We start from the raw sequence: 15,413 nt of genomic DNA on the forward strand, positions 1-15,413 counted from the left end.
GCCATGACCGACATCATCAAGCTCACGGCCGCCGAGACCGCCGCCAGGATCGCCTCCGGCGAGCTCACGGCCGTCCAGGTCACCGAGGCCCACCTCGCCCGCATCGAGGCCGTCGACGAGAAGGTGCACGCCTTCCTGCACGTCGACCGCGAGGGCGCCCTCGCCCAGGCCCGCGCCGTCGACGAGAAGCGCGCCCGGGGCGAGAAGCTCGGCCCGCTGGCCGGCGTGCCGCTCGCGCTCAAGGACATCTTCACCACCGAGGGCGTGCCCACGACCGTCGGTTCGAAGATGCTCGAGGGCTGGATCCCGCCGTACGACGCCACGGTCACCCAGCGCCTGAAGGCCGCCGACGTCGTCATCCTCGGCAAGACCAACATGGACGAGTTCGCCATGGGGTCCTCCACCGAGAACAGCGCCTACGGCCCGACCGGCAACCCCTGGGACCTGACCAAGATCCCCGGCGGCTCCGGTGGCGGTTCGTCCGCCGCGCTCGCCTCCTTCCAGGCCCCGCTCGCCATCGGCACCGACACCGGCGGCTCCATCCGCCAGCCCGCCGCCGTCACCGGCACGGTCGGGGTGAAGCCGACCTACGGCGCGGTGTCGCGCTACGGCATGGTGGCGTTCTCCTCCTCCCTCGACCAGGGCGGCCCCTGTGCCCGCACGGTCCTCGACGCGGCGCTGCTGCACGAGGTGATCGCCGGGCACGACCCGCTCGACTCGACCTCCATCGACGAGCCCGTCCCGGCGGTCGTCGAAGCCGCCCGCAACGGCAGTGTTCAGGGCATGCGCGTCGGCGTGGTCAAGCAGTTCCGCGGCGAGGGTTACCAGGCCGGTGTCATCCAGCGCTTCGACGAGTCCGTCGAGCTGCTGCGGGAGCTGGGCGCCGAGATCGTCGAACTGGACTGCCCGTCCTTCGACCTGGCGCTGTCGGCGTACTACCTGATCGCGCCCTCGGAGTGCTCCTCCAACCTCGCCCGCTTCGACGGCCTGCGCTACGGCCTGCGCGTCGGCGACGACGGCACGCACTCCGCCGAGGAGGTCACCTCCCTCACCCGCGAGGCCGGTTTCGGCCCCGAGGTCAAGCGCCGCATCATGCTCGGCACGTACGCCCTGTCGAGCGGCTACTACGACGCCTACTACGGCAGCGCCCAGAAGGTCCGCACGCTGATCAAGCAGGACTTCGACAAGGCGTTCGAGCAGGTCGACGTGATCGTCTCCCCGACGACCCCGACCACCGCCTTCGCGATCGGCGAGCGCGCCGACGACCCGATGGCGATGTACCTCGCCGACCTGTGCACCATCCCGACCAACCTGGCGGGCAACGCGGCCATGTCGCTGCCGTGCGGTCTCGCCCCGGAGGACAACCTCCCGGTCGGACTGCAGATCATCGCCCCCGTCATGAAGGACGACCGCCTGTACAAGGTGGGTGCCGCCGTCGAGGCCGCCTTCGTGGAAAAGTGGGGCCACCCGCTGATCGAGGAGGCTCCGTCGCTGTGAGTGCACTGACCAAGGCCAAGGGCTTCAAGAAGTCCAAGTCCGGCACGTACCTGTCCATGGCCGGGACCGCGTTCGGCGCGATCGGCGTCGCCAAGCGGCTGAAGAAGGCCCGCGCCGAGAAGGACACCCTGGTCCTGATCGACGCCACCGTGTCCGCCGTCGCGATCGTCACCGGCCTCGCGATTCTCTACCGCGAGCTGAAGCGGCTGGGCGACGACGACGTCCTGCTGGGCTGAGAGGGAAGTACTCACCGTGACCACCACGACCGACCTGGTGTCGTACGAGGAAGCACTCGCGTCGTACGACCCCGTCATGGGCCTCGAGGTCCATGTCGAACTCGGCACCAAGACCAAGATGTTCTGCGGCTGTTCGACCGCCCTCGGCCAGGACGCCAACACGCAGACCTGCCCGGTCTGCCTCGGCCTGCCCGGCGCGCTCCCGGTCGTCAACGCGACCGGCGTCGAGTCCGCGATCAAGATCGGCCTCGCGCTGAACTGCGAGATCGCCGAGTGGTGCCGCTTCGCCCGGAAGAACTACTTCTATCCGGACATGCCGAAGAACTTCCAGACCTCCCAGTACGACGAGCCGATCGCCTTCAACGGCTACCTCGACGTGCAGCTGGAGGACGGCGAGACCTTCCGCGTGGAGATCGAGCGCGCCCACATGGAGGAGGACACCGGCAAGTCGACGCACGTCGGCGGCGCCACCGGCCGTATCCACGGCGCGTCCCACTCCCTGCTGGACTACAACCGCGCCGGCATCCCGCTCATCGAGATCGTCACCAAGCCGATCGAGGGCGCGGGCGAGCGCGCCCCCGAGGTCGCGCGGGCCTACGTCCGTGAGCTGCGCGAGCTCATCAGGGCGCTCGGCGTCTCCGAGGCCCGGATGGAGATGGGCCAGATGCGCTGCGACGTGAACCTGTCGCTGCGCCCGAACGGCACCGAGAAGTTCGGCACGCGTTCCGAGACGAAGAACGTCAACTCGCTCAGGTCCGTGGAGCGCGCGGCCCGCTTCGAGATCCAGCGGCACGCGGCCGTGCTGTCCTCCGGCGGCACGATCATCCAGGAGACCCGGCACTTCCACGAGGACACGGGGTCGACGACCTCGGGCCGTGTGAAGGAGGAGGCCGAGGACTACCGGTACTTCCCGGAGCCCGACCTCGTCCCGGTGGCCCCGTCGCGCGAGTGGGTCGAAGAGCTGCGGTCCGCGCTGCCCGAGCTGCCGCTGGTCCGCCGCAGCCGGCTCCGCGAGGAGTGGGGCGTCTCGGCCGTCGACATGCAGGCGATCCTCAACGCCGGTGCGCTGGAGCCCATCGTCGCCACCATCGAGGCCGGGGCCGACGCCGCCTCCGCCCGCAAGTGGTGGATGGGCGAGCTGGCCCGCAGCGCCAACGAGTCGGGCAAGGCGCTCGACGAGCTGGCGATCACGCCGCAGCAGGTCGCCCGGGTCGCCGAGCTGGTCGCGAAGGGTGACCTGAACGACAAGCTGGCCCGGCAGGTCATCGAGGGCGTCCTCGCGGGCGAGGGCACCCCGGACGAGGTCGTCGACAAGCGCGGTCTGAAGGTCGTCTCCGACGAGGGCGCGCTGACGACGGCCGTCGACGAGGCGATCGCCGGCAACCCGGGCGTCGCGGACAAGATCCGCGGCGGCAAGGTCGCGGCGGCCGGCGCCCTGGTCGGCGCGGTCATGAAGGCCACCCGGGGTCAGGCCGACGCGGCGCGCGTCAAGGAGCTGATCCTGGAGAAGCTGGGCGTCAGCGAGGGCTGACCTTCGCGGAACCCGACAGGGGGGATGCACCGGACCCGGTGCATCCCCCCTGCTCATGGGTGTCTAGCGGCGACGTCCCACGACCCGGACGAAGCCCAGCGTGCGGCCCTGGTCCAGTCGCAGCATCTCGGCGCACTGGCCGGCCATCCGGACGTGCCACTCGTCCGTGTGCTCCTCGGCGACGACCTCGCACCACCGCAGCCAGTCCTGCCAGCCGTCATCGAGCCAGTCGGCCGTCTCGACCTCCACGGCCCCGCTGCGGGTCCAGTGGCGACGCCACCAGGCGGCGGTGTGGAAGCACCAGAAGCCGGGCTCCCAGAACGGCTTGAGGTGCTCCGGCGGCTCGATGCCCTCGATCTCCTCGCTCAGCGCCGGTACGACGACACCGATCCGCCCGCCGGGCTTCAGCAGCCGCGTCAGCTCGGGCAGGTACAGGTCATTGGTGCCGAAGTACTGGTAGGCGTCGACGGAGACGATCGCGTCGAAGCTGTTCTCGCCGAACGGCAGGTCGTGCGCCTCGGCGAACACGGGCAGGACGCGGTCGGCCACGCCCGCCTCGGCGACGCGCCGGGCGTTCTCGTCGGGCTTGACCCACAGGTCGGCGGCGGTGACCTGAGCGTCGTACTCCCTGGCGAGGAAGATCGACGTCATGGCGCGTCCGCAGCCCAGGTCGAGCACGCGCGAGCCGGGGCTCAGGGTGTCGAGCCCCAGGGCCGGGGCCAGCCACTCCAGCAGCCACAGCGCGTGCGGGCCCATCTGGTTCTCGATGGTCCAGCGGGCGTCGTAGGTGTTGCTGCGCGGGTAGCCGGGGTGGCTCACACGGTCAGTGAGGGGGTCGTTCGAGGTCCGGGAAATGATGTCCGACATCGGTGAACGGGCTCCTTGAGTCCTTGAGGAAGACGGGGGATGCGTAGGAGCTCGGTCGGACCGTCAAACAATGCACCTGCTTCGGCCGGGCGGCGGGGTGCCGCGGGCGTTTCCTCGGACCGCGGGACGCTAACAGGCGGCCTTCGGGCCCCGCACCTGGTTTTCCTTCACGACGCGCTACCGTCTCGGCCATGAGTGGACGCGTTGATTCCGACACCGGCCCGGAGATACCGGAGGCAGAGGAAGAGGCCGAGGCCGAGGTCACGGAAGAGGACGCGCGGCGAGCCCGCTGGACGGCGGCCGGGACCGGCGCCCTGCTGACCCTCGCGGGACTGGCCGCGGCGCTGCTGCGTCTCACCCGCTCCGCGACCGCGCTCGTCCCGGCCGCGTATGCCGGCGGGGCAGCGGTCTGTGCCCTCGCCGCCGTGCTGGGCTCCCGGGGACGCACCCGGCGGGCGCTGTGGCTGCTGATCGCGGGGGTGATGGTGATGGCGCTGGGGGACCAGTTCGACTGATCACGGCCACTGTGAATAAGCCCACGAAACCGACAAACGATCTCTTACGCCTGTAAGAGTGGCTGCGCATTGCTCATGCGTTCTTTGCTGGCTGTTCAGTTCATGGACGACTGCTCCCGGCCGAAGATCCAAAAAATTCACCCTGGGAGCACGTTCCGTGGCAGCCCTCGCACGCTGGTGTGTCCAACGCCGCATGGTCACCGTTCTGCTGTGGCTCCTCGCCCTGGCGGGGGTCGCCTCGGGTGCCGCCGTCGCCGGCTCCGCGTACTCGAACGACTACCAGGTCCCCGGCACCGAGTCGGGCCGCGCCACCCAGCTGCTGCAGGAGGGCTTCCCGCGGCTCGGCGGCGACAGTGACACCGTCGTCTGGCACACCACGTCCGGCAGCGTCCGCGCCGCCGACGTCGAGCAGACCATGACCCGCACCCTGGACCGCGTCGGGAACCTGCCCGGCGTGGCCTCCGTGACCAGCCCCTACGACGGCCCCGGCACCGGCCGGATCAGCGAGGACGGCCGTACCGCGTACGCCACGGTCACCTTCGACGAGCAGGCCCAGGACATCGGCAGGTCCGAGGCGCAGGCCGTCGTGGACACCGCCAGGAGCGCCGAGACCGACGGGCTCCAGGTGGAACTGGGCGGCAGCGCCGTCGAGCTCACCGGGACCTCCGGCGGGCACGTCGCCGAGATCGTCGGCGTGGTCGTCGCCGCCGTGGTGCTGTTCCTCGCCTTCGGCTCGCTCGCCGCCTCGCTGCTGCCCATCGCCACCGCCCTGGTCGGCGTCGGCACCGCCTACGCCGGGATCGTGCTGCTCGGGCACGCCATGAGCGTCGCCGACTTCGCGCCCATGCTCGGCATGCTGATCGGGCTCGGCGTCGGCATCGACTACGCGCTGTTCATCGTGACGAGACATCGGCGCGGCCTGAAACGCGGGCTGTCCGTCGCGGAGGCGGCCACGAACGCCGTCGCGACCACGGGACGGGCGGTCGTCTTCGCGGGTGCCACCGTTTGCATCGCCCTGCTGGGCATGCTGATCCTCCGGCTGGGCTTCCTCAACGGCGTCGCCATAGCGGCGAGCCTGACCGTGATCCTCACCGTCGCGGCGTCCGTGACGCTGCTTCCCGCGCTGCTCTCCGTCATCGGCATGCGCGCGCTCAGCCGCCGCGAGCGCCGCCGCCTGGCCGAGCACGGGCCCGAGCCCGAGCTGCCCACCGGCTTCGCCGCCCGCTGGTCGGCGCTCGTGGAGCGTCACCCCAAGGTGCTCGGTGCCGTCGCCCTGGTGGTCATGGCCGTCCTCGCGCTGCCCACGTTCTCCCTGCACCTGGGCACCTCCGACCAGGGCAACGACCCCAAGACGTCCACCACCCGCCAGGCCTACGACCTGGTCGCCGACGGCTTCGGCCCCGGCGTGAACGGCCCGCTCACCCTCGTCACGAAGGTCGACGGAGCCGACGACCGGCTCGCCCTGGACAACCTCGACGGCACACTCCGCGCCACCGACGGTGTCGCCTCGGTGACCCCGGTGACGTTCGACCCGGGCGGAAACACCGCCTACCTCACCGTCGTACCGGAGTCCTCCCCGCAGTCGAAGCAGACCAGCGACCTCGTCGACCGGCTGCGCGAGGACGTGCTGCCCCGCGCCGAGTCGGGCACCTCGCTCGACGTGCAGGTGGGCGGTCTGACGGCCGGCTACGACGACTTCGCCGACGTCATCGTCTCCAAGCTGCCCCTCTTCGTCGGGGTCGTCATCGGCCTGGGCTGTCTGCTGCTCCTGCTGGCCTTCCGCTCGATCGGCATCCCGCTGAAGGCCGCCGCGATGAACGTCGCGGCCGTGGCCTCCGCCTTCGGGGTGGTCGTCGCGATGTTCCAGTGGGGCTGGGGCAGCGAACTGCTCGGCCTCGGCAGCGCGGGGCCCATCGAGCCCTTCCTGCCCGTGATCATGGTGTCGGTGCTCTTCGGCCTCTCCATGGACTATCAGGTCTTCCTGGTCAGCCGGATGTACGAGGAGTGGCTGGAGACCGGCGACAACCGGCGTGCCGTCCGGGTCGGCCTCGCCGAGACCAGCCGGGTGATCAACTCCGCGGCGGTCATCATGATCTCCGTCTTCCTGGCGTTCGTCCTCAGCGGCGACCGGGTGATCGCCATGTTCGGCATCGCCCTGGCCGCGGCCGTCGCCCTGGACGCCTTCGTGCTGCGCACGCTGCTCGTGCCCGCCCTGATGCACCTGCTCGGCGGTGCCAACTGGTGGCTGCCCCGCTGGCTCGACAAGCGCCTGCCGCGCATCAGCATCGAACCGCCCGAGTGCCGTGCCGCCCATGAGAGGCTGGCCGCCGCGACGGACGCCGAGGTGGCGGACGTCCTGGCGGAGGAGGAGCGGCAGCCGGATGTACGCGATATCCCTGGGTGACGACGCCGAGCTGAGGCCCCTTGAGCCCTGGCACGCCGAGGAGTTCCTGGCACACCTGGACCGGGGACGGGAGTTCATCGGGCAGTACATCCCGTTCGGGACGACCGAGACGGACCTGCTCTCGGCCCGGGCGAAGCTCCAGCTGTACGCCGACAAGCGCGCCGCCGACACAGGGTCCCTGCACGGCCTGTGGCTGGACGGGAGGCTCGTGGGCGGGGTGCTGTTCCCGAACTTCGACGCGGCGAACGGCACGTGCGAGGTGGGCTGCTGGCTGGAGCCCGCCGCCACCGGCCGGGGCCTCGTCACCCGCGCGATGCGGGTGCTGATCGACTGGGCGGTCGAACAGCGCGGCATCCACCGCGTCGAGTGGGTCGCCGCCTCGGGCAACCAGCCGAGCCTGAACGTGGCGCGGCGGCTCGGTCTGACCCGCGACGGTGTGCGGCGCGCGGCGCACCACTACCGTGGCGTACGGCACGACCTCGAAGTGTGGTCCGTGCTGGCACCCGAGTGGCGTGACGCACACGCGCGTGCCGCTCACAACGATCATTAAGACACTTCTCAGACAGCGACCCTACGGTGCGAGACATGGCAACGAACGCAGTGGACGAGACCGAGGCCACCGAGGCCACGACCGACGAGAAGGCGGTGGACACCACCAAGTCCGACGAGGCGACCGAGACCGAGGTCCCGGCCGCGGCCGAGGCCGCCGAGACCAAGGACGCGAGCCCCTCCGGCGTCGGACAGGGCGCCGCGGCCGTGGTCTCCGCCGCGCTGGGCGTCGTCTCGCTCACCGGCAGCTGGCTGGGAACGATCGCCGCCGCCCGCCAGAACCTCGTCGGCCAGCTGCGGACCGCACAGGGTGCGAGCGTGGCCAAGCAGATCCAGGCGGTCTACGGCGACGCCTGGCAGGCCACCGCCCTGTGGGGCGGCCTGTTCGCGCTGCTCGCGCTGGTCGTCGGCGTCGTGACGCTCGCCCGGCCCGCGTTCGGCACGCCCGGCAGGATCCAGGCCCCCTGGATCAAGTCGGTCGCCTGGGCGGGAGTCGCGCTGGGCGTGATCGGCCTGTTCCTGGCCGTCCTCAAGTACACCGGCATCCTGCTCGGACTGCCGTCCGCGGGCTGAGCCGGCGCGGAAACCGAGGGGCCTCATACCCTCCGTAAGCACCTTACGGAGGGCCTGAGGCCCCTCAGCCGTGTCTAAGGCCCCACGCGTCGCCGAAGATGCGGAACTCTCCCGATGTGGCCGCCCCGCCTGGGAGACGAAAGTGGAGGCATCGCAGAAAGCGAAGCCCTCCCACTCGAATCTCACCGAGGACACGCCATGTACGAGTACGAGATGCAGCAGATGCGCACCGCCGACCTCATCCGCCGGGCCGAGCACGAGCGCCAGGTCCGCGAGGCCGCCCGCGCCCGCCGCGCCGCCCGCCGCGAAGCCGCCGAAGGATCCGCCGAGCACGAGAGCCATAGCCGCCGCTTCCGCAGGCACCCCTTCGCCAGGGCGGCGTGAACACCGCGACGGCACCACCCGGCGCCCCGGCCGTCCCCGAGAGAGCGGCCGCGGGCGCCGGTGTCGTTGCCCACGGGACGGAAACAGCCGCCGGTGTGGCCGGTCGTGGGAAAACCGGTGCCGGGCTGTCGGACCCGCATGCGATGCTCGGGGCCGTGGAGACCAGGTCCGTAAGCCCCGTGTTCGTCGGCCGGGCCGCCGAGTTGGGCACGCTGGACGAGGTGCTCGCCGGTGGCGCCGGCGGCGACCCCCAGGCGTTGCTCGTCGGTGGCGAGGCCGGAGTCGGCAAGACCCGCCTCCTGGAGGAGTTCGCCGACGCCGCCCGCCGCCGGGGCGCGGTCGTCGCGCTCGGCGGCTGTGTCGAGATCGGCGCCGACGGACTGCCCTTCGCGCCGTTCTCCACGGCACTGCGCGCCCTGCGCCGGGAACTGCCCGCCCAACTCGCCGCCGCGGCGGCCGGGCAGGAGGAGGAACTGGCCCGGCTGCTCCCGGAGATCGGCACCGCGGCCGCGCGCGAGGCGGCCCGGCACGACGAGGACGGCATGGCCCGCCTCTTCGAGCTCACCGCCCGCCTGCTGGAGCGCGTCGCCGCCGAGCACACCGTCGTCCTCGCCCTGGAGGACCTGCACTGGGCCGACGCCTCCACCCGGCACCTGCTCTCCTACCTCTTCCGCACCCTGCGCACCGGCCGCCTCGTCGTCCTCGCCACCTACCGCTCCGACGACATCCACCGCCGCCACCCGCTGCGGCCCCTGCTCGCCGAACTCGACCGCCTGCGCACCGTCCGCCGCCTCGAACTCGCCCGCTTCACCCGCGAGGAGGTGTGCCTCCAGGTCGCCGGCATCCTCGCCCAGGAACCCGACCCGGACCAGGTCGACGCGATCTTCGAACGCTCCGACGGCAACGCCTTCTTCGTCGAGGAGCTCGCCGTCGCCGCCCACGAGGGCTGCCGCACCGGCCTGACCGACTCCCTGCGCGACCTGCTGCTGGTCCGCGTGGAACGGCTGCCGGAGACCGCCCAGCAGGTCGCCCGGATCGTCGCCGAGGGCGGCTCCACCGTCGAGTACCGGCTGCTGTCCGCCGTCGCCCGGCTCGCCGAGGACGACCTCATCGAGGCGCTGCGGACCGCCGTGAACGCCAGCATCCTCGCCCCCGCGCCCGGCGGCGACGGCTACCGCTTCCGGCACTCCCTGGTCCGGGAAGCCGTCAGCGACGACCTGCTCCCGGGCGAACGCTCCCGCCTCAACCGCCGCTACGCCGAAGCCCTGGAGAGCGACCCGGCCCTCGTCCCCGCCGACCAGCGCGCGACGCGCCTGGCCAGCTACTGGTACCACGCCCACGACCCGGCCAAGGCCCTGCCCGCCGTCCTCGACGCCTCCGTCGAGGCCCGCCACCGCCACGCCTACTCCGAGCAACTGCGGCTGCTGGAGCGGGCGATGGAACTGTGGGACGCCGCACCCGACGCCGTGCGCGGCACCCTGCGCCCCGTCGACTTCGCCGAGGCCTACCCGCTGGAACTGCCCGAACGGCGCGGCGGGACCCTCGACCTGCTGGCCGAGGCGGCCGTGGCCGGACGGCTCTGCGGGGAGCGCGAGCGCGCCCTGAAGATCACCAAGCGGGCGCTGCGCCTGCTGGACGAGGAGGACGACCCCCACCGCGCCGCCTGGTTCTGGATCCAGCGCTCCCGGCTGGTGCAGAGCCTCGCCCGCGGCGACGGCTGGAAGGAGATCGCCACCGCCCAGGACCTGGTCCGCGGCCTGCCGCCGTCCGAGGTGCACGCCGAGGTGCTCGCCATGGTCGCCCACTGGTCGATGCTCCGCCGACCCGGCCCGGAGGCGCTGACGGCGGCCGAACGCGCCGTGGAGTACGCGCGCATGGTGGGCGCCGACGACATCGCCCTCAACGCCCGGCTCACGCTCGGCGGCCTCATGGTCGAGGCCGGGCAGATCGACGCCGGACTCACCCACCTGTTCGAGGTCAAGGACGAGGTGGTCGCACGGGGGCTCGCGGCGATCGCCGGCCGCAGCCATGTGAACCTGCCGTCCACCCTGGAAGGCATCTGGCCGCTCCGAGGAGGCCGTCGGCATCCTGCGCGAGGGGCTGCGGCTCACCGGCCGGATGGGCCTGCGGGACGCCGAGGGCTGGGTCTGGGGCAACCTCGCCGAGTCGCTCATCTCCCTGGGCCGCTGGGACGAGGCCGCGGAGGCGGCCGTCAACGCGCAGCGCCGGAGGCAGTCGGCCGGTCCGCAGGGGGCCGCAGCGATCCACCGGGCGTTCCTCGCGCTCGCCCAAAAAACAGGTGCCCGAGGCCGCCAGAAACCTCGCCGAAAGGCCGCGCCTCCTACGGCCCGCACGACCCCATGCCGCAGCACGACCTCCCGATCGCCTGCCTCACCATCAGGGTCGCCGTCGCCGAGGGCCGCCTCCCCGACGCCCGCGCCGAACTGGCCCGCGCCCTGGAGTCCGGCTTCCCGCCCGGCCCCCTGCGCTACGCCTGGCCGCTGCTGCTCGAAGCGGCCACGGCCGAGGCCGACGCCCGGACGCTGCCCGCGGCGCGCGACGGCCGCGAGGAAGCGCTCGCGGGCATCTTCGGGGCGGTCAAGCGCCTCACCACGAACGCCCCCGTCTGGCTCGCCCACGAACAGTGGGTGCGCGCCGAACTCCTGCGCGCCGAGGGCCGGAGCACCCCGGGCACCTGGTCGGAGGTGGTCACCGCCTTCGAACCCCTGGAGCGGCCCTACTACCTCGCCCGCGTCCGGTACCGGCTGGCCGAGTCCCTGCTGACGGGCGGCGGCGAGTACCACGAGCGCGATCTTTTCTACGGAACTGCTGCGCCTCGCCCACGCCGTCGCCGGCCACCTCGGCGCCCGGCCGCTCGCCGACGCCGCCGGAGCACTCGCCCAGCGCGCCCGCCTCCCGCTCACGTCCGCCCCGGAGCAGGCCGCCGCCGCGGACCCCGCCGGTGCGCTGGGGCTCACCAGCCGGGAACGGGACGTGCTGCGCCTGGTCACCGCCGGCCACACCAACCGCCGGATAGCCGAGGAACTCTTCATTTCCCCGAAGACCGCGAGCGTCCACGTCTCCAACATCCTGGCGAAGCTCGGCGTCTCCGGCCGGGGCGAGGCGGCGGCGCTGGCGCACCGGATGGGGCTTTTTCCGGCCGATTCCCTCATGCCCGGTCCGACGGGCTGAGGTTTACGCTGAAAAGGACGTCGGGGGGTGTCACGGTTCAGGGAGGATCCGTGTTCAACGTTTTCGAGGAACTCTTCTCACCCGGCCGCAAACACACCCGCGACGAGCAGAACCGCCTGGAACTGACCCGCGAGGACGTCGGCGACGGCGATCCCGGACGCGGCCCGATAGACCTGGCGTCCGGGAAGGTCGTCGTTCGCCCGCCGCAGGAGCCCGGCGGGGACGAGGACTGAGCGGGCCTACGTCACCCGCAGCTCCAGGATCCGGTCGTCCCCGTCCTTCGGAGCGCCCCGGCCGTCCGTGTTGCTGGTCACCAGCCACAGCCGGTCGCCGCCCGCCGCCACCACCGTCCGCAGCCGGCCGTACTCGCCCTCCAGGAAGGCCTGGGGCTCGGCCGAGGCCGCGGTGCCGTTCAGCGGGATGCGCCACAGTCGTTTGCCGCGCAGGCCCGCCATCCAGATCGAACCCTCGGCATGGGCGATGCCGCTGGGGGAGGCCGCGGCCGTCCTCCACTGGTCGACCGGGTTGTGGAACCGCTTGTCGTCGGACCTGCCCTCGGCCTCCGGCCAGCCGTAGTTGTCACCGGGCTTGATCGCGTTGAGCTCGTCCCAGGTGTCCTGGCCGAACTCCGAGGCGAACAGCCGCTGCTTGCCGTCCCAGGCGAGGCCCTGCACATTGCGGTGTCCGTACGAGTACACCGGCGAGTCGGGGAACGGGTTGCCCGGCGCCGGCTCGCCCTCGGGGGTCAGCCGCAGGATCTTGCCGCCCACCGAGTCCTTGTCCTGGGACAGACCCGTGTCACCGCTCTCGCCCGTCCCGACGTACAGCATCTTGTCCGGGCCGAACGCGATCCGGCCGCCGTTGTGGATGACGCCCTTGGGGATGCCCTTGAACACCGTGTCCGGAGCGCCGAGCTGCTCACCGGCGGGCTTCTTCTCGTCGTACAGCATGCGGACGACGCGGTTGTCGGAGGCCGAGGTGAAGTACGCGTAGACCATGCGGTCCGAGGCGAAGTCGGGGGACAGGGCGATGCCGAGCAGGCCGCCCTCGCCGGCGGCCGAGACGCCCGGCACCTCACCCAGCTCGGTCTTCTTCCCGCTCTTCTCGTCGACCCGGAGGATCGTCCCGTCGTCCCGGGAGGAGACGAGCAGACCGCCGCCCGGCAGGGGAGCGAGTCCCCAGGGCGAGTTCAGCCCCTCGGCGACGGTGCGCACCACTGTCACCGAGCCCTTGGCGGGAGGTGTCTCCTCGGCGGCCTGCCCCGGAGCGGACGACTGCGGCGCCGAACGGCTGGGGGAGGCGTTCCCGTCGCCGCCGGACGTCCCTCCGCCGTCGGAGGAGCAGCCGGCCGTCAGCAGGAGCGCGGCGGCGGCCAACACGGCCGGCACGGCTCGACGTTGCACGATCATGGTCCCTTCGGCGCGGACGGGTTCTCCTTGTCATACCCCTGCGGCGCCTCCCGAGTTCCCGATCACGGAACACCGAGCCCGCGAACGCGGCGCCCTGCACGGGTTTGCCCCGAACGCTCCCCGCCGGTCGCGCGCCCGCCGGACCGGATCAGTCCCACGACCCCTGGGCCGGCGGCAGGTACGCGACCTCTCTCAGATCCTCGGCCGTCAGGCGCAGCCGCGCCGCGGCCGTGTTCTCCGTGACCCAGCGCTCCTGCTTCGTGCCCGGGACCGGGACCACGTGGCGGCCCTGGGCGAGGATCCAGGCGAGGGCGACCTGAGCGGGCGTGACGTGGGGGCCGTGCCGGCGTGCCACCCGGCGCAGGCCCGCGACGATCGGCTGGTTCGCGGCCATCATCTCGCCCGTGAAACGGGGGTGCCGGGCCCGGAGGTCGTCCACCTCGAACCCCGCGCCGGGCCGCAGCCTGCCGGTCAGGAAGGCGTTGCCGAGCGGCATCGCGGCCAGGAAGCCTATGCCCCGCGTCTCGCACCACGGCAGCAGCGTCTCCAGTGCCTCCGGTGACCACACCGACAGCTCCGCCTGCACCGCGCTCACGGGGAAGACCTGCTGTACCCGCTCCAGCTGCCGGATCGTCGCGTCGTGCACGCGGGCCCCGGAGCGCCGGCCGGCCCGAGCACCCACCGCGCACAGGCCCAGCGCCCGCACCTTCCCGGCCCGGACGAGCTCCGCCATCGCGCCCCACGTCTCCTCGACGGGGACTTCCGGGTCGGCCCGGTGCAGCTGGTAGAGATCTATGACGTCCGTCTGGAGCCGGCGCAGTGAGGCGTCGCAGGCCCGCCTGACGTACCCGGGGCGGCCGTTGGCGACGATGTGCTGGTCGCCCACGAGCAGACCGACCTTCGTCGACACGAACGCGTCGGACCGCCGTTCCTTCAACGCCCGCCCCACCAGCAGCTCGTTGGTGAACGGGCCGTACATGTCGGCCGTGTCCAACAGGGACGCGCCCAGGTCCAGCGCCCGGTGCACCGCCCTGAGCGACTCGTCGCCACGCCGCAGCGACGCGCTGTACGCCCAGCTCATCGGCATGCACCCCAGTCCGACGGCCCCCACCGCGAGTGCCGCCGCGCCGATCGTCCTGCGCTCCACCTGGTCGTGACCCTCCCTGTTCCGGCCACCCCAACCTAACCTCTGCTGTGGCGCGCTCCTGACATAGCCTCCAGAGCATGACTGCTGACGTGTGGCTGCCCATCCCGCCGGACGAGATCGAGGGACTCCCCGAGGGGCCCGCCTACCGCTTCTGGAACGGCGAGGAGGAGTTCCCCGCGGACCCGGCCGACTGCGCCTTCTACGTCGTCCCCTACATGAAGCCCAGCCCGCTGTGCGTACGGCCCATGCGGGAGATGAGCCACGTGCGGGTCGTGCAGACCCTGTCCGCCGGGATCGACCACGTCGAGCCGGGGATCAGGCACCTGCCTCCGGGCGTGCGGCTGTGCAACGCGCGCGGGGTGCACGAGGCCAGCACCGCGGAGCTCACCCTCACCCTGATCCTGGCCTCGCTGCGCGGTGTCCCCGACTTCGTCCGGGCACAGGACCGGGGCGAGTGGCTCGCCGGGTTCCGGCCCGCGCTCGCCGACAAGAACGTCCTCATCGTCGGGTACGGATCGATCGGCGCGGCCATCGAGGACCGGCTCGTTCCGTTCGAGGTGGCGCGGGTGGCGCGCGTCGCGCGCTCTGAGCGCACCACGGCGCGCGGGCCGGTGCATCCGCTCACCGAACTCCCCGCGCTGCTCCCGGAGGCGGACGTCGTCATCCTGTCCACTCCGCTCAGCGAGACCACCCGTGGCCTGGCAGGGGCCGACTTCCTGGCCCGGATGAAGGACGGCGCGCTCCTGGTCAACGTCGCCCGCGGTCCCGTCGTCGACACCAAGGCCCTCCTCGCCGAGTTGGAGAGCGGCCGCATCACGGCCGCCCTGGACGTCACCGACCCCGAGCCCCTGCCGCGCGAACACCCGCTGTGGCGTGCGCCGGGGGTACTCGTCAGCCCCCATGTCGGCGGTCCCACCTCCGCGTTCTTTCCGCGCGCCGAGCGGCTCCTGGTGGACCAGTTGAACCGTTATGTGAACCGGGAGCCGCTCCGCAACGTGATCCTGACGACGGGTGCATCAACCGACTGATCCGACCTTGGGTACCGTCCGCAATCCTTCGGGCGCGGTGGGTACTCATATATCTATTGATCGTCACGGAGAGTAGAGAAC

The 15,413-nt window shown here is 71.9% G+C and carries 13 protein-coding genes and 1 pseudogene; 11 read left to right on the plus strand and 3 right to left on the minus strand.

Annotated features, from left to right (window positions below; all coding sequences use genetic code 11):
• Nucleotides 1–3 precede the first annotated feature (3 nt).
• The 3 genes from gatA to gatB are packed head-to-tail and all read left to right on the plus strand — an operon-like array spanning nucleotide 4 to nucleotide 3,264.
• Entirely contained in the window at nucleotides 4–1,497 is a 1,494-nt protein-coding gene (gatA, locus tag SSQG_RS27395; RefSeq protein ID WP_003993133.1) for an Asp-tRNA(Asn)/Glu-tRNA(Gln) amidotransferase subunit GatA, read from the plus strand.
• Entirely contained in the window at nucleotides 1,494–1,733 is a 240-nt protein-coding gene (locus SSQG_RS27400; RefSeq protein WP_003993134.1) for a hypothetical protein, read from the plus strand. The genes gatA and SSQG_RS27400 overlap by 4 nt, the downstream gene beginning before the upstream one ends.
• A 16-nt stretch (nucleotides 1,734–1,749) precedes the next feature.
• Nucleotides 1,750–3,264, plus strand: coding sequence for an Asp-tRNA(Asn)/Glu-tRNA(Gln) amidotransferase subunit GatB (gene gatB, locus SSQG_RS27405; protein ID WP_003993135.1), 1,515 nt, complete (start codon nucleotides 1,750–1,752; stop codon nucleotides 3,262–3,264).
• Nucleotides 3,265–3,327: 63 nt separating this feature from the next.
• Here the strand turns inward: gatB and SSQG_RS27410 are convergent, their stop codons facing one another.
• Nucleotides 3,328–4,131, minus strand: a complete 804-nt coding sequence (locus SSQG_RS27410) for an SAM-dependent methyltransferase (RefSeq protein ID WP_003993136.1) — start codon at nucleotides 4,129–4,131, stop codon at nucleotides 3,328–3,330.
• 191 nt (nucleotides 4,132–4,322) lie between these two features.
• Here SSQG_RS27410 and SSQG_RS27415 point away from each other — a divergent pair, with 191 nt between their 5' ends.
• The 7 genes and pseudogenes from SSQG_RS27415 to SSQG_RS43055 all read left to right on the plus strand — a co-directional run bounded on the left by SSQG_RS27415 (nucleotide 4,323) and on the right by SSQG_RS43055 (nucleotide 11,981).
• The gene (locus SSQG_RS27415) at nucleotides 4,323–4,646 is read left to right on the plus strand and encodes a hypothetical protein (RefSeq protein ID WP_003993137.1); all 324 of its coding nucleotides are present in this window, start codon (nucleotides 4,323–4,325) and stop codon (nucleotides 4,644–4,646) included.
• A 157-nt stretch (nucleotides 4,647–4,803) separates the two neighbouring features.
• On the plus strand, nucleotides 4,804–7,050 hold the full coding sequence (locus SSQG_RS27420; RefSeq protein ID WP_039933719.1) for an MMPL family transporter: 2,247 nt from the start codon (nucleotides 4,804–4,806) through the stop codon (nucleotides 7,048–7,050).
• Nucleotides 7,028–7,600 (plus strand): GNAT family N-acetyltransferase, encoded by a 573-nt coding sequence (locus SSQG_RS27425; protein WP_003993139.1) that lies wholly within the window; start codon nucleotides 7,028–7,030, stop codon nucleotides 7,598–7,600. Before SSQG_RS27420 ends, SSQG_RS27425 begins: the two co-directional genes overlap by 23 nt.
• A 35-nt stretch (nucleotides 7,601–7,635) precedes the next feature.
• Nucleotides 7,636–8,172, plus strand: a complete 537-nt coding sequence (locus SSQG_RS27430; protein WP_039933720.1) for a hypothetical protein — start codon at nucleotides 7,636–7,638, stop codon at nucleotides 8,170–8,172.
• A gap of 198 nt (nucleotides 8,173–8,370) precedes the next feature.
• Nucleotides 8,371–8,556, plus strand: a complete 186-nt coding sequence (locus SSQG_RS27435) for a hypothetical protein (protein ID WP_003993141.1) — start codon at nucleotides 8,371–8,373, stop codon at nucleotides 8,554–8,556.
• Nucleotides 8,557–8,699: 143 nt separating this feature from the next.
• Nucleotides 8,700–11,748 (plus strand): annotated as a pseudogene (locus tag SSQG_RS43545) (helix-turn-helix transcriptional regulator).
• A 50-nt stretch (nucleotides 11,749–11,798) separates the two neighbouring features.
• Nucleotides 11,799–11,981 carry a DUF6191 domain-containing protein gene (locus SSQG_RS43055; protein ID WP_039933721.1) on the plus strand — a complete coding sequence of 61 codons (183 nt, stop codon included), beginning with the start codon at nucleotides 11,799–11,801 and terminating at the stop codon, nucleotides 11,979–11,981.
• Between the two features lie 6 nt (nucleotides 11,982–11,987).
• Here SSQG_RS43055 and SSQG_RS27450 read toward each other — a convergent pair whose 3' ends face one another.
• Together SSQG_RS27450 and SSQG_RS27455 are read right to left on the minus strand one after the other, a co-directional pair.
• Entirely contained in the window at nucleotides 11,988–13,157 is a 1,170-nt protein-coding gene (locus tag SSQG_RS27450; RefSeq protein ID WP_003993143.1) for a PQQ-dependent sugar dehydrogenase, read from the minus strand.
• A gap of 148 nt (nucleotides 13,158–13,305) precedes the next feature.
• The gene (locus tag SSQG_RS27455; RefSeq protein WP_039933722.1) at nucleotides 13,306–14,304 is read right to left on the minus strand and encodes an aldo/keto reductase; all 999 of its coding nucleotides are present in this window, start codon (nucleotides 14,302–14,304) and stop codon (nucleotides 13,306–13,308) included.
• A gap of 77 nt (nucleotides 14,305–14,381) precedes the next feature.
• Between SSQG_RS27455 and SSQG_RS27460 the strand changes: the two genes are divergently transcribed.
• Nucleotides 14,382–15,332, plus strand: coding sequence for a 2-hydroxyacid dehydrogenase (locus SSQG_RS27460; RefSeq protein ID WP_003993145.1), 951 nt, complete (start codon nucleotides 14,382–14,384; stop codon nucleotides 15,330–15,332).
• The last annotated feature ends 81 nt before the right edge of the window (nucleotides 15,333–15,413 follow it).

The organism is Streptomyces viridochromogenes DSM 40736 (genome assembly GCF_000158955.1).
In the GTDB taxonomy this organism is placed as follows: Bacteria; Actinomycetota; Actinomycetes; order Streptomycetales; family Streptomycetaceae; genus Streptomyces; species Streptomyces venetus.

Excerpts from the sequence above, each read along its gene's own strand:
- gatA (WP_003993133.1), top strand. The coding sequence starts at position 4 with ATGACCGACATCATCAAGCTCACGGCCGCCGAGACCGCCGCCAGGATC.
- SSQG_RS27410 (WP_003993136.1), bottom strand. The coding sequence starts at position 4,131 with ATGTCGGACATCATTTCCCGGACCTCGAACGACCCCCTCACTGACCGT.
- SSQG_RS27415 (WP_003993137.1), top strand. The coding sequence starts at position 4,323 with ATGAGTGGACGCGTTGATTCCGACACCGGCCCGGAGATACCGGAGGCA.
- SSQG_RS27425 (WP_003993139.1), top strand. The coding sequence starts at position 7,028 with ATGTACGCGATATCCCTGGGTGACGACGCCGAGCTGAGGCCCCTTGAG.
- SSQG_RS27430 (WP_039933720.1), top strand. The coding sequence starts at position 7,636 with ATGGCAACGAACGCAGTGGACGAGACCGAGGCCACCGAGGCCACGACC.
- SSQG_RS27435 (WP_003993141.1), top strand. The coding sequence starts at position 8,371 with ATGTACGAGTACGAGATGCAGCAGATGCGCACCGCCGACCTCATCCGC.
- SSQG_RS27450 (WP_003993143.1), bottom strand. The coding sequence starts at position 13,157 with ATGATCGTGCAACGTCGAGCCGTGCCGGCCGTGTTGGCCGCCGCCGCG.
- SSQG_RS27460 (WP_003993145.1), top strand. The coding sequence starts at position 14,382 with ATGACTGCTGACGTGTGGCTGCCCATCCCGCCGGACGAGATCGAGGGA.